The following is a 12,115-nucleotide window of genomic DNA, read 5'->3' as shown; positions in this document are numbered from 1 at the left end:
CCGCCCCGGCGGGAACCGGGGCGGCCGTCTGTGCACAGTGGATCAGCCGAAGCGGCCGGAGATGTAGTCCTCGGTCGCCTTCTCGTCCGGGTTGGAGAAGATCTTCTCCGTGTCGTTCAGCTCGATCAGCCTGCCCGGCTGACCGACCCCGGCCAGGTTGAAGAACGCCGTCTGGTCCGAAACCCGTGCCGCCTGCTGCATGTTGTGGGTCACGATGACGATTGTGTACTCCTTTTTCAGCTCCCCGATGAGGTCCTCGATCGCCAGCGTCGAGATCGGGTCGAGCGCGGAGCACGGTTCGTCCATCAGCAATACGTCCGGCTGCACCGCGATCGCACGGGCAATGCACAACCGCTGTTGCTGGCCACCGGAAAGGCCGCCGCCGGGCTTGTTCAGCCGGTCCTTGACCTCGTTCCACAGGTTCGCGCCGCGCAATGCACGCTCGGCCACCTCGTCCAGCTGCTTGCGGCTGCTGTTCCCGCCCAGCCGCAGCCCGGCCACCACGTTGTCCTTGATGGACATCGTGGGAAACGGGTTGGGCCGCTGGAACACCATGCCGATGGTCCGGCGCACCTGCACCGGGTCCACTGAGGACGCGTAGATGTCCTCACCGTCCAGCAGCACCTGACCGTCCACCCTGGCGCCGGGGATGACCTCGTGCATCCGGTTCAGCGTGCGCAGCACGGTCGACTTGCCACATCCGGACGGCCCGATGAACGCGGTCACGTTCCGCGGCGGGACGTCCAGCGTGACGGTGTCCACGGCGTGGAACTTGCCGTAGTAGATGTCCAGGTCCTTGACGTCGATTCGCTTGGCCATGACTCACTTCTTCTTCGGGGCGACGAGGCGGGAAAAGACCGTGGCGAGCAGGTTGATCACGGCGATGATGAGCACCAGCGTCAACGCGGCGCCCCAGATCCGGTCGAAACCGACGCTGCCGGGGTCCATCGAGTTGGTGGCGCGCTCGTTGTTCATCACCAGCGGAAGCGCGGCCTGCTCACCGTCGAAGATGTTCCAGTTCACGTAGGCGGAGTAACCGACGAGCACCAGCAACGGCGCGGTCTCGCCCATCACCCGGGCGAGCGCCATCATGATGCCGCCGATGATGCCGGACAGCGCGGTGGGCAGCACGATCTTCATGATCGTCTTCCACTTGGGCACCCCCAGCGCGTAGGACGCCTCGCGCAGGTCGTCCGGCACGATCCGCAGCATCTCCTCCGACGAGCGGACCACCACCGGGATCATCAGCAGCACCAGTGCCAGCGACACCGCGAATCCGCTGCGCGGCAGGCCGAGCGTGGTGATCCACAGCGCGTAGATGAACAGTGCGGCCACAATGGACGGAACGCCGGAGAGGATGTCCACCATGAACGTGGTGGCCTTGGCCAGCTTGCCGCGGCCGTACTCGACGAGGTAGATCGCCACCAGCATGCCGACCGGCACCGCGATCACCGCGCACACCAAGCCCTGCAACAGGGTGCCGATGACCGCGTGCAGCACCCCGCCGCCGACCTCGTCCGGCAGCACCGAACCGAAGTCCTCGCTCCACCAGTTGCTGTACGGGATGCGCTTCACCCCGTTGACGACCACCGTGTAGAGCACCCACACCAGCGGCACCACGGCGATCAGGAACGACAGCCACACGAGCACCGTCGCGACGCCGTTCTTGACCTTGCGGCGCAGGCTCACCTGCTGGAAGGCGGGTGTGGCCGCGGGCCGTTCGAGCGTGGTCGACATGGCTCAGTCCCCCTTCTTCGCGATGATGGCCCGTGCGGCGAAGTTGACCAGGAACGTCAGCACGAACAGCACCAGCCCCGCCGCGATGTACGCGCCCGCCGAGGTCGGGTTGTTGAACTCGCTGTAGTTCGCGGCGATCTTCGACGCGAAGGTCGCGCCGCCGTCGAACACGCTCCAGTCGAAGTTGCGTCCCTGCGGGATCAGCAGGATCACCGCCAGCGCAATGGTTTCCCCGAGCGCGCGGCCGAGCCCGAGCATCGACGCGCCGACGTAGCCCGCCTTGCCGAACGGCAGCACCGTGGTGCGGATGACCTCCCAGCGCGTGGCGCCGAGCGCCAGTGCACCTTCGATGTGCGCGGTCGGCGTCCGCTCGAACACCTCGCGCGAAAGCGAGGTGATGATCGGCAGGATCATCACGGCGAGCACGATGCCCGCGGTGAAGATCGTGCCGCGCACGTTCGGCTGGACGTTGCCGGGCGCGAACAGCGGGAACCACGAGAAGGTGTCGTTCACCCACTGCGAGAACGGTTCGATCGCCGGAGCGAAGACCAGGATGCCCCACAGGCCGAAGATGATCGAAGGCACCGCGGCGAGCAGGTCGACGATGTAGGCGAACGGCCTTGCCAGCTTCGCGGGCGCGTACTGGGTGAGAAACAGCGCGATGCCGAGCGAGATCGGCATCGCGATGATCAGCGCCACCACCGACGTCGCGACGGTGACCTCGGCGAGGTCGGCGATGCCGAAGGCCATGTTGTCCGGGTCGTTCGTGGACCACCCGTGGTTGAACAGGAAGTTCACCTTGTCGGACTGCAGCGCCGGAATGGCCTGGATGACCAGGAACAGCCCGATCAGGCCGATCAGCGCCACGATGGCGATACCGGCCCCGGTGGTCAGGTTCTGGAAGATGCGGTCACCGGCCCGCACCTTCTTCGGCTTCGTGCTCTCGGGCGGCACCGACGGCGCCGGCGAGGCTGGGTTGTCCGAAATCGGATCCTCCGGGAACGCTTGAGCGGACGACGAACGCCCACCGGTGTCGCCGGTGGGCGTTCGCGTCCAGGGTGGTTCGCTCATCGGCTGTCCTGGCTCTGTCTACCCGAAATCAGCTCAGGAAATCGCCTTGACCGCGGTCAGCACCTTGTCCTGCAGGCTCTGCGGGATCGGCACGTAGCCCTTGTCCGACAGCGGCTGCTGTCCGTCGGTCGCCGAGACGGTGAGGAACGCCTTGACCGCCTTCGCGACGTCCGGGTTCGAGTACTTCGAGCAGACGATCTCGTAGGTCGTCAGCAGCAGCGGGTAGGCACCCGGGGTGTTGCTGGCGTAGATCCCGTTCAGGTCGAGCGCGAGGTCGTTGCTGCCCTCGTTCAGGAACTTGGCCGAGTCGAGCGACTTCGCCACGTTCTCCGCGGACAGCGCGACGCCGCCGGAACCGCTGTCGATCAGCGCCGGGGTGACGCCGTCCTTGGCGAACGCGCCCTCGACGTAGGTGATCGAGCCGTCGGCACCCTTGACCGTGCTGGCAACACCGTTCGAGCCCTGCGCGCCGTTGCCGACCCCGCCGGCGAACTTCTTGCCCGCGCCCTGGGTCCACACGTCCTTCGCAGCCGCGCCAAGGTACTTCTGGAAGTTGTCCGTGGTGCCGGACTCGTCGGAGCGGGAGACGACCTGGATCGGCTTGTCCGGCAGGTTCAGGCTCTCGTTGCCCTTGACCGCCTTGATCGCCGGGTCGTTCCAGTTCTTGATGCCGCCGTTGAAGATCTTCGCAATCACGGTCGGGGTCAGCGTCAGCTTGTCGACCCCGGACAGGTGGTAGCCGACCGCGACCGGGCCGACCACCAGCGGGATGTTCCAGGCGGGGGAGGCGCAGCGCTTGGTGGCCGCCGCGAGGTCGGCGTCGGTGACCGGCGAGTCCGAGCCACCGAAGTCGACCTGGTTGCCGTTGAACTGCTTGACGCCGGCACCCGAACCGCTCGCGGTGTAGTTGACCTGCTGGCCGTCGCACTTCTTGCCGTACTGCAGCTTGAAGATTTCGACGGCGTTGTTCTGCGCGGTCGAACCCTCGCCGGACAGCGGGCTCTTGCCACCGCAGTCGACCTGCGCGGTGCCGGTTGCGGCGGGGGCGGCCGAGTTCGAGCCGGAATCACTGTTCGACGCCGCGGGGTCGGAGCCACAAGCGGCGAGTACCAGAGCGGCACTCACCACCACGCCCACGGCACCAAGGGGCCGCATGATCTTCACTGCATTTCCTCCACTCGGAGACTTGCCTGTTGGAATCCGGGCCGGATCGGCGGCGTTCAGCCGCACCGGATCCGGACATTAGGCAGCCCCGGTGGACGGTCACCCTTGGTCAGATGAACGAGAGGTGAACAAGATACGGGGTGTGAGCAGCGCGACTCCCCCGAACGGGTGTCGTGGCCGGGCCGTGATCAGTCAGTGCGCAGAAAGTAACACGACGCAGGGGGATTTCGCGACCGTGACTACCGACCGTACTGAACGTCGGTTTCGAAACGGGTAAACCCGAGTTTCTCGTACACCGCCAGCGCGGGCGCGTTGTCGCCCTCGACGTAAAGGATCACTTGCGGTAGTCCTCGCGCCCGCAGGTATCGGAGCCCGGCGAGCGTCAGTGCTTTGCCAAGCCCGCCACCCTGCGTAGCCGGATCGACCCCGACGACGTAGACCTCCCCGACCGGGTCACCGCCGAACCGCCCGGGGACGGCGTCGTGCACCTTGGTCCAGTGGAAGCCGACGACCTGCTGCCGGTCGTCCTCGGCGAGAAAGAAACCGGCCGGGTCGAACCACGCCTGCCGTTCCTCGGCCCGCAGCTCGTCGACGGTGAGCGCACCCTGCTCCGGATGCCAGTCGAAGGCCCGCGCGTTGACCGCGATGACCGCTTCCTCGTCCTGACCGGGCACGAACGTGCGCAGCCGCAACCCTTCGCGCAACGCCGGTTCAGCCCAATCCGCGTGCTCCGCGGCAACCCGCAGGACCAGCAGCTCCCGGCTCCGGCCGAGCCCCAGCTTCGCGGCGATGGCGGCCGCGCCGGGGTGATCGCCGTGTGCCCACACGCGGAATCCTTCGGCGGCGCGTTCGGTGAGCGCGCGCGCCAGCGCGATGCCAACGCCGTGCCGGCGGTGCGCCGGATGCACCACGAGTTCGGCGACCTGATGGCCGTGCGAATCGCCCTCGACGTCCAGGTGCAGGTATCCGGCCGGATTCCCGTCGCGGCGCGCGAGCAGGTGCAGCCCACCCGAGAACTCGCGCGGCAACGGACCCGTGGCATCGACCTCGGGACGGCCGTCCTCGGCCTCGGCGGCCCGCAGCACCTCGCGGACGTCGGCGACAACGGGTTCCGCGGTCCAGTCGCTCAGTTTGCTCACCCGGCCGACCCTACCGACGCGGCAGGTGGTCAGCGGTTGGACAACTCCGGCGTCTCGACCACCGGAACGTCCATCGCCGGAGCGGACTTCACGCCCTTGGCCGGGCGCTCGAACTTGTAGCCGACGTTGCGCACGGTGCCGATCATCTGCTCGTGCTCCGGGCCGAGCTTCGCGCGCAACCGCCGGACGTGCACGTCGACCGTGCGGGTGCCACCGAAGAAGTCGTAGCCCCAGACCTCCTGCAGCAACTGTGCACGGGTGAAGACCCGGCCCGCGTGCTGCGCGAGGTACTTCAGCAGCTCGAACTCCTTGTAGGTCAGCTCGAGCGTGCGACGGCGCAGCTTGGCGGTGTAGGTCGCTTCGTCGATCACCAGATCGCCGACCCGCAGTTCGGCGTCGGCCTGACCGGAACCGCCGTCACGGGTCGTGACGAGCCGCAGGCGCGCGTCGACCTCGGCCGGGCCCGCGGTGGGCAGCAGGATGTCGTCGGTACGCCATTCCGCGCTGACCGCGACCAGCCCGCCTTCGCCGACCACGGCGATGATCGGGGTGCCCGCCTCGTCCTCCCCGGCGCCCTTGAGCAGCCGGCAGAGGCTCTTCGCCGAGGCGAGGTCACTGCGTGCGTCGAGCACGATCACGTCCCGGTGACCGGCGTCGAGCAGTGCGGTCACCTCCGGAGCACGCACGCGTACGGTGTGCGGGAGCAGATCCAGGGCAGGCAACACCGAAGTGGCGTCGGCATCCGCGGTCAGTACCAGGAGGTCGAGGCTCATCAGCCGCACCGCCTTCACAGGGTCGTCGCCTCAACAGTGGCGTCGGTCGGTGCTGAGTGAGAATAGCGGGTGAACGGGCCGACACCTAGCTCGTGCTGGATCGATCACACCTGGGCGAAGCGGCCCGCCGACGAACAGGAGAACGGACGCGATGGTGAGCAGCAGGCCCGCGGGACGGGGCGACCGACCGCAGACCCGGCCGGAAACCGGACGTCGCGGACGTCGCGTGCGGCGCTGGGTCATCGCGCTCGGCGTACTGGTGATCCTGCTGGTCGGCGCCGATTTCGGAGCGGCGGCCTTCGCCGAGCACACGATCTCCCAGAAAGCCCGCACCCAGCTCGGCCTCAGCGACGACCCGTCGGTGAACATCCACGGGTTCCCGTTCCTCACCCAGGCCATCTCGGGTGACTACCGTCACATCACCGTGTCCGCGGAGGGAGTGCCGGTCGGCACCGAACTGCGCGATCTGCGGGTGGGCGCCGAACTCGAGGACGTCACCGCGCCGCTGTCCGACCTCACGTCGGGCAACACCAAGGCGGTGAAGATCGGCAAGCTCACCGGCGCGGTCACCATCAAGGCCTCCGACATCGCACGGGTTTCGCCACTGGACAAGATCCAGAACCTGCGGATCGACCAGTCCACCGAGGCGTACGTGAAGTACGGCGACACCGAAGAGGGCAAGCAGCCCGACCCGACGCCGACCGACGCGGCAGGCGAGCCGACCGACGGCACCACCGCGGGTCTGCGCATCTCCGGTGACGTGCAGGTGGCCGGGCAGAAGGTGGAGATCTTCTGCTTCGCGATCATCGAGCTCAAGGGCAAGACCATCTCGATCGTGCCGCATCGGCTGCAGTTCGGGAATGACCAGTCGACCACGACCGTTCCGGATGCAGTGCAGAAGGCGTTGCTGCCGAACTTCCGCGCCGAAATCGACACGAGCACGCTGCCGCTCTCGGTGACCCCGACCGCGGTCCGCGTGGACAGCGGCTCGGTGACGATCAAGGGCGAGGCAACCGGGCTGAGCTTCGCCGACCTTTCGATCACGAACACACCGAAGGGGTGAGTACCCGGTGACCGGAGCTTGGGTGCTGCTGGCCACGCTGGCCGTCGCCGTACTGGCCGGCGCCCTGCTCAAAGCCCGCGACGGCCGGATCCGCCTGGCCAAACCAGCCACCCGGTCAACCCCGGCGAGCACCGCGACAACGGAACCGGCCGCAGCCGGGTCGGCCACTGCGGAAACGGCCACTGCGGGGTCGGCGGCGGGTGCGGCCACGGCCGGGTCGAGCACCGACGGCCCCGTCACCACCGCCCGCCGCTCCACGAGCGGCCAGCCAGCCACCGCCGACTCCGCCGCAGCCAGCTCGGCCACCGGCCGGACGGCCACGGCCAGGTCGAGCACCGGCGACTCCACCAGCGGCTCGTCGGCCACCGCCAACCCCACCCCGGCCGGCTCCGCCACCGGCGAGGCGACCATGGCTGGGTCGAGCGTCGACGGTTCCGCCAGCGGCTCGCCGGCCACCAACGACTCCGCCACCCACGGCTCGTCTGCCACCAACGTGACCACCACCCACGGCTCGTCGGCCACCAGCGACTCCACCACCCGCGACTCCGCCACCGGCAGCTCCACCGCGGCCGGTTCCGTTGCGGCGGCTGCTGCTCGGTTGCCTGCTGCGGTTGCCGGTGTCCTCGAGCCGGGGGCGGTCACGTTGGTGCAGATCTCCACGACGTTCTGTGCGCCGTGCCGGCACACCCGAGCGCTCCTCTCCGCGCTCGCGGACAAGACAACCGGGCTGCACCACGTCGACCTCGACGTGACCGACCGGCCGGAGGTCGCCAAGGCGCTGTCCGTCCTGCGCACGCCCACTACGCTGGCGCTCACCCCGGACGGGCGGGAAATCCTCCGGGTCAGTGGCCTGCCGAAGGGCCCGGAGCTGCTGGAAGCCCTGCGTCCGCACCTCGCGGCGACCGCCTGACCCCGGATGTTTCCCAGCATCCGGAATTCGTCCCACGGTATGAACAAAGTTCCCACCCTGAGGGAGCACTGGGTACCCTGGCCGCTGTGGACAAGCTGCCCATCACCCTCTTGACGCAGCGCCGCGCAGTGGACCTGTGCCGCGTGCGCAGCAGCTTGTGTCCGCAGTTCACCGGCCGGCGCTGAAGCACGTCTCGCGCCTCGCCTCGCGTTACCGCTTTCGGGTGCTCCCGCACGTCTCTTCCCCGCGCATCAGCAGGAGGAACCATGTCCGCCGGACCGGCCGTCGACCCGCGTGGCCCCAGGTTCGCCGCGATTGTGACCACGGTGGTGCTCGCCGTGGTGCTCGTGACGCAGTGGTGGCCGCTGCTCGCGGCGCAGACCGTGGTGTTCGCGATCGGTGCGTTCATCGGGCTCAAACCTGCGCCGTACTCGGTGCTGTACCGGCGGCTCGTCGCACCTCGGCTGAGTCCGACGACTGAACGCGAGGACGCCGCCCCGCTGCGGTTCGCGCAGACCGTCGGGTTCGTGTTCGCGTTGATCGGCACGATCGGCTTCATCGCGGGCATCGCGCCGCTCGGCATCGTGGCGACCGCGTTCGCGTTGTTCGCCGCCTTCCTCAACGCGGCGTTCAACTTCTGCCTCGGCTGCGAGATGTACCTGCTGATCAAGCGTTTCAGCCCGGCACGGGCCTCGTAGGAAAACCACCCCCAGAAAGAGAGTTCGCTCCATGAGCCGTGAAGACGTCCTGGTCACCACCCAGTGGGCCGAGGAGAACCTGGACACCCCCGGTGTCGTGTTCGCCGAGGTCGACGAGGACACCACCGCCTACGACGCCGGGCACATCCGCGGTGCGGTGAAGCTCGACTGGCGCAACGACCTGCAGGACAAGGTGCGCCGCGACTTCGTCAGCAAGGAGGGCTTCGAGAAGCTGCTGTCGGAGAAGGGCATCTCGAACGACGACCGGGTGATCCTCTACGGCGGCAACAACAACTGGTTCGCCGCCTACGCGTACTGGTACTTCAAGCTCTACGGCCACCAGAACGTGCAGCTGCTCGACGGCGGCCGCAAGAAGTGGGAGCTCGACGGCCGCGAGCTCAACGCGGACGAGGTCAAGCGCGACGCCACCACGTACCAGGCGAAGGACCCGGACACCTCGATCCGCGCCTTCCGCGACGAGGTCGTACAGGCCATCGGTGCGAAGAACTACGTGGACGTGCGCTCGCCGGACGAGTTCGCGGGCAAGCTGCTCGCCCCGGCGCACCTGCCGCAGGAGGTCGCGCAGGTGCCCGGCCACATCCCGGGCGCGCTGAACGTGCCGTGGGCCAAGGTGGCCAACGAGGACGGCACCTTCAAGTCCGAGGACGAGATCAAGGAGCTCTACGCCGAGGCGGGCATCGACGAGTCGAAGGCCACCATCGCGTACTGCCGGATCGGGGAGCGCTCGTCGATCGCGTGGTTCGCGCTGCACGAGCTGCTCGGCTACTCCGACGTGAAGAACTACGACGGTTCGTGGACCGAGTACGGCTCGCTGGTCGGCGTTCCGGTCGAGCTGGGAGCGAAGTGATGGCGGCGGACGACGGCTGTGGCGCCCCGGTGCAGGAGGCGACCCCGGCGGACTTCGACACCAACGGTCAGGTCGTGCTGGCCGGCAAGGTGACCGGCACCGGCGGGCCGGTGGGTGGCGCGTTCGTCCGCCTGCTCGACGGCGGCGGCGACTTCGCCGGCGAAGTGGTCTCCTCGGACGATGGCGACTTCCGCTTCTACGCGGCAGCCGGCTCGTGGACGGTGCGCGCGTTGCACCGCACCGGCAACGGCGAGGCCTCCGTCACCGCGGACGGCCCCGGCCTGCACCAGCTGGCGATTTCGGTCGCCTGACGCACTTCGGGAAGGGCCTCTTCGGGTGGTTGTCTGCCACCGGAAGGGGCCCTTCGCCACGTCACCGGGGCGGTCCGTGGTGACTGTGCTCACCGCGGCGACCCTGCGCAGGGCCGGACGCAGGGTGGCGGACTATCCTGCTGGCTGTGGAGACCCTGTTTACGATCCTGCTGATCCTGGCGGCCGTCGCCATCGTGTGGTTCGCGGTCTACGTCGTCTACCGGCTGTACGCCGACCAGCGCTGAGCAGCGATGACCACCAGTGGCGACGAGGCCATCGCAGCGGCCGAGGAACGCGCGGCGAGCACGCGCGAGCGCAACCTGCCGTTGTGGGACGACCTCCCGATCCCGAACGACACTGCCAACCTGCGGGAAGGCCAGAACCTCAACGACGCCTGCCTCGCACTGCTGCCGCTCGTCGGGGTGTGGCGCGGTGAGGGCGAAATCGACTACCCGACCATCGACGGGCCGATCAAGTTCGCACAGCAGCTCACCGTGGCCCACGACGGCCGCCCGTTCCTGTTCCACGAGGCGCGCTCGTGGCTGCTGAACGAAGACGGCAGCGTGCTGCGCCCGGCCGCCCGCGAAACGGGGTTCTGGCGGCCGCAGGAGGACGACACGCTGGAGCTGCTGCTCACGCACAGCTCCGGGATCCTCGAGCTGTTCTACGGCAAACCGCGCAACCAGACGTCCTGGGAACTCGGTACCGACGCGGTCATCCGCACCTCGACAGCCAAGGACGTCACCGGAGCCCAGCGGCTTTACGGGCTGATCAACGGCGACCTCGGCTACGTCGAGGAGCGCGCGATGGCGGGCCAGGAAATGCAGCCGCACGCCTCCGCGCTGTTGCGCCGCGTGGTGGGCTGAGGCCAGGAACGCACCCGTGCGCTGGCGGCCGTACGGCGAGCAGGCCGCCCTGCTCGACTGCGCCTCACTCGAGCAGATGAGTGCTGCGCGGGCTGCGCTCGCGGACGCGGCGGTCGAGGGTGTCGTGGAACTCGTGCCCGGCGCGCGCACCCTGCTGGTGGTCGAGGAACCCGGTTCGCGCGCCCTCGAAACCGCGCGCACGGTGCTGGCCGAGGCCGAGCTTTCCCGGCCACCGCCGGAAATCCCGCGGGAAGTCACCCTCGACGTGCACTACGACGGTGCGGACCTGGCCCTCGTGGCCAGTGCCGCGGGGCTTGCCGAGGACGAGGTCGTCGAGCTCCACACCGGCGCCGCCTACACCGTCGCGTTCACCGGCTTCGCGCCCGGTTTCGGTTACCTGACCGGGCTTCCCGCCCAGCTGCAGCAGCCGCGGCTGGACTCCCCGCGCACCCGGGTGCCTGCCGGTTCGGTGGCCATCGCGGGCGAGTACGCCGGTGTCTACCCACGGCCGTCCCCTGGCGGCTGGCGGTTGCTCGGGCACACCGACGCGACGCTGTTCGACGCCGGCGCCGAACGTCCCGCGCTGTTCGAGCCCGGCGTTCGAGTGCGGTTCCGGAGCGTGTGATGCGGGCGCTGGAGATCGTCGAGACCGGGGCGCTCACGCTCGTGCAGGACCTCGGCCGTCCCGGTTACGCGCACCTCGGGGTGCCACCGTCGGGTGCACTCGACACCGCAGCGTTGCGGCTGGCGAACCGGCTCGTCGGCAACGCGGAGGACGCCGCCGGGATCGAGACGGTGCTGGGTGGCCTGGCGGTGCGGGCGACGGAGTCGTGCACGGCCGCAGTGACCGGCCCGCCGGTCCCGGTCACCGTGGACGGCCGCGCAGTCGGCTCGCACGCTCCGGTGCCGGTGCGTGCGGGACAGCGGCTCGCGATCGGTACCCCGGCGACCGGACTGCGCTGCTATCTCGCGGTTTCCGGCGGCCTCGCGGTGGAACCGGTGCTGGGCAGCCGTTCCCGGGACGTGCTCTCCGGACTGGGGCCGGAACCGCTCGAACCGGGGATGAGCGTCCCGCTCGGTCCGCCGACCGGCGTGCCTGCCGGCGCCGACGTGCTGCCCCCGTCCCCGGCGCCGGCCGAACTCGTCGTGCCGGTGCTGCTGGGCCCGCGGGACGACTGGTTCACCGACGCCGCGGCCGGGCTCAGTGTGTGGTGGACGATCACCGCCGAGTCCAACCGCGTCGGGCTCCGGCTCGACGGACCGCCGCTGCGCCGGGCCCGGACCGCCGAACTGCCCAGCGAAGCCGTCCTGACCGGGGCGATCCAGGTGCCGCCGGACGGCAGGCCGATCCTGTTCCTCGCCGATCACCCCACCACCGGCGGCTATCCGGTCGCGGCGACGGTGAGACGGACCTCACTCAGCGCACTCGCGCAGGCCCGCCCCGGAACCTCGATCCGGTTCCGGCTGTCCTCCCGCGCCGGTAACGGGTGACCGGCACCGGAAGCACGGGTATCC

The 12,115-nt window shown here is 69.1% G+C and carries 15 protein-coding genes; 9 read left to right on the top strand and 6 right to left on the bottom strand.

The genetic code is table 11. The features are described from left to right. Window positions 1–42 precede the first annotated feature (42 nt). From pstB to ABD793_RS23300, 6 genes are all read right to left on the bottom strand, one after another. Complete coding sequence (pstB, locus tag ABD793_RS23325; RefSeq protein WP_344863385.1) at window positions 43–819, bottom strand: phosphate ABC transporter ATP-binding protein PstB; 777 nt, start codon at window positions 817–819, stop codon at window positions 43–45. A gap of 3 nt (window positions 820–822) precedes the next feature. After that, the gene (gene pstA / locus ABD793_RS23320; protein ID WP_344863382.1) at window positions 823–1,737 is read right to left on the bottom strand and encodes a phosphate ABC transporter permease PstA; all 915 of its coding nucleotides are present in this window, start codon (window positions 1,735–1,737) and stop codon (window positions 823–825) included. A gap of 3 nt (window positions 1,738–1,740) precedes the next feature. Further along, window positions 1,741–2,661 carry a phosphate ABC transporter permease subunit PstC gene (pstC, locus tag ABD793_RS23315; RefSeq protein ID WP_344863696.1) on the bottom strand — a complete coding sequence of 307 codons (921 nt, stop codon included), beginning with the start codon at window positions 2,659–2,661 and terminating at the stop codon, window positions 1,741–1,743. A gap of 180 nt (window positions 2,662–2,841) precedes the next feature. Further along, the gene (gene pstS, locus ABD793_RS23310) at window positions 2,842–3,972 is read right to left on the bottom strand and encodes a phosphate ABC transporter substrate-binding protein PstS (RefSeq protein ID WP_344863380.1); all 1,131 of its coding nucleotides are present in this window, start codon (window positions 3,970–3,972) and stop codon (window positions 2,842–2,844) included. A gap of 239 nt (window positions 3,973–4,211) precedes the next feature. Further along, window positions 4,212–5,111 carry a mycothiol synthase gene (gene mshD / locus ABD793_RS23305; protein ID WP_344863378.1) on the bottom strand — a complete coding sequence of 300 codons (900 nt, stop codon included), beginning with the start codon at window positions 5,109–5,111 and terminating at the stop codon, window positions 4,212–4,214. Between the two features lie 29 nt (window positions 5,112–5,140). Then, on the bottom strand, window positions 5,141–5,884 hold the full coding sequence (locus ABD793_RS23300) for a winged helix-turn-helix transcriptional regulator (RefSeq protein WP_344863376.1): 744 nt from the start codon (window positions 5,882–5,884) through the stop codon (window positions 5,141–5,143). 154 nt (window positions 5,885–6,038) lie between these two features. Between ABD793_RS23300 and ABD793_RS23295 the strand changes: the two genes are divergently transcribed. The 9 genes from ABD793_RS23295 (at window position 6,039) to ABD793_RS23250 (ending at window position 12,091) form a co-directional block, all read left to right on the top strand. Continuing rightward, window positions 6,039–6,947: an LmeA family phospholipid-binding protein gene (locus tag ABD793_RS23295; protein ID WP_425548747.1), complete on the top strand. Its 909-nt coding sequence runs from the start codon at window positions 6,039–6,041 to the stop codon at window positions 6,945–6,947. A gap of 493 nt (window positions 6,948–7,440) precedes the next feature. Continuing rightward, the gene (locus tag ABD793_RS23285) at window positions 7,441–7,857 is read left to right on the top strand and encodes a TlpA family protein disulfide reductase (protein ID WP_425548746.1); all 417 of its coding nucleotides are present in this window, start codon (window positions 7,441–7,443) and stop codon (window positions 7,855–7,857) included. Between the two features lie 86 nt (window positions 7,858–7,943). Further along, window positions 7,944–8,042 carry a putative leader peptide gene (locus tag ABD793_RS23280; RefSeq protein WP_344863374.1) on the top strand — a complete coding sequence of 33 codons (99 nt, stop codon included), beginning with the start codon at window positions 7,944–7,946 and terminating at the stop codon, window positions 8,040–8,042. 81 nt (window positions 8,043–8,123) lie between these two features. Further along, complete coding sequence (locus ABD793_RS23275) at window positions 8,124–8,555, top strand: DUF4395 domain-containing protein (protein WP_344863372.1); 432 nt, start codon at window positions 8,124–8,126, stop codon at window positions 8,553–8,555. 31 nt (window positions 8,556–8,586) lie between these two features. After that, complete coding sequence (locus tag ABD793_RS23270; RefSeq protein ID WP_344863370.1) at window positions 8,587–9,423, top strand: sulfurtransferase; 837 nt, start codon at window positions 8,587–8,589, stop codon at window positions 9,421–9,423. After that, window positions 9,423–9,734, top strand: a complete 312-nt coding sequence (locus ABD793_RS23265; RefSeq protein WP_344863368.1) for a DUF1416 domain-containing protein — start codon at window positions 9,423–9,425, stop codon at window positions 9,732–9,734. The genes ABD793_RS23270 and ABD793_RS23265 overlap by 1 nt, the downstream gene beginning before the upstream one ends. Window positions 9,735–9,985: 251 nt before the next feature. Beyond that, on the top strand, window positions 9,986–10,600 hold the full coding sequence (locus tag ABD793_RS23260; protein WP_344863367.1) for a heme-binding beta-barrel domain-containing protein: 615 nt from the start codon (window positions 9,986–9,988) through the stop codon (window positions 10,598–10,600). 16 nt (window positions 10,601–10,616) lie between these two features. Beyond that, window positions 10,617–11,225, top strand: coding sequence for a 5-oxoprolinase subunit B family protein (locus ABD793_RS23255; RefSeq protein ID WP_344863365.1), 609 nt, complete (start codon window positions 10,617–10,619; stop codon window positions 11,223–11,225). Next, window positions 11,225–12,091 (top strand): 5-oxoprolinase subunit C family protein, encoded by an 867-nt coding sequence (locus ABD793_RS23250; protein ID WP_344863364.1) that lies wholly within the window; start codon window positions 11,225–11,227, stop codon window positions 12,089–12,091. Before ABD793_RS23255 ends, ABD793_RS23250 begins: the two co-directional genes overlap by 1 nt. Window positions 12,092–12,115: the final 24 nt, after the last annotated feature.

The sequence above is a fragment of the Amycolatopsis ultiminotia genome, assembly GCF_039536925.1.
GTDB lineage: Bacteria > Actinomycetota > Actinomycetes > Mycobacteriales > Pseudonocardiaceae > Amycolatopsis > Amycolatopsis ultiminotia.
The sequence above is the reverse complement of the archived record's forward strand: the minus strand, read 5'-3'. Positions and strand labels throughout refer to the sequence as shown.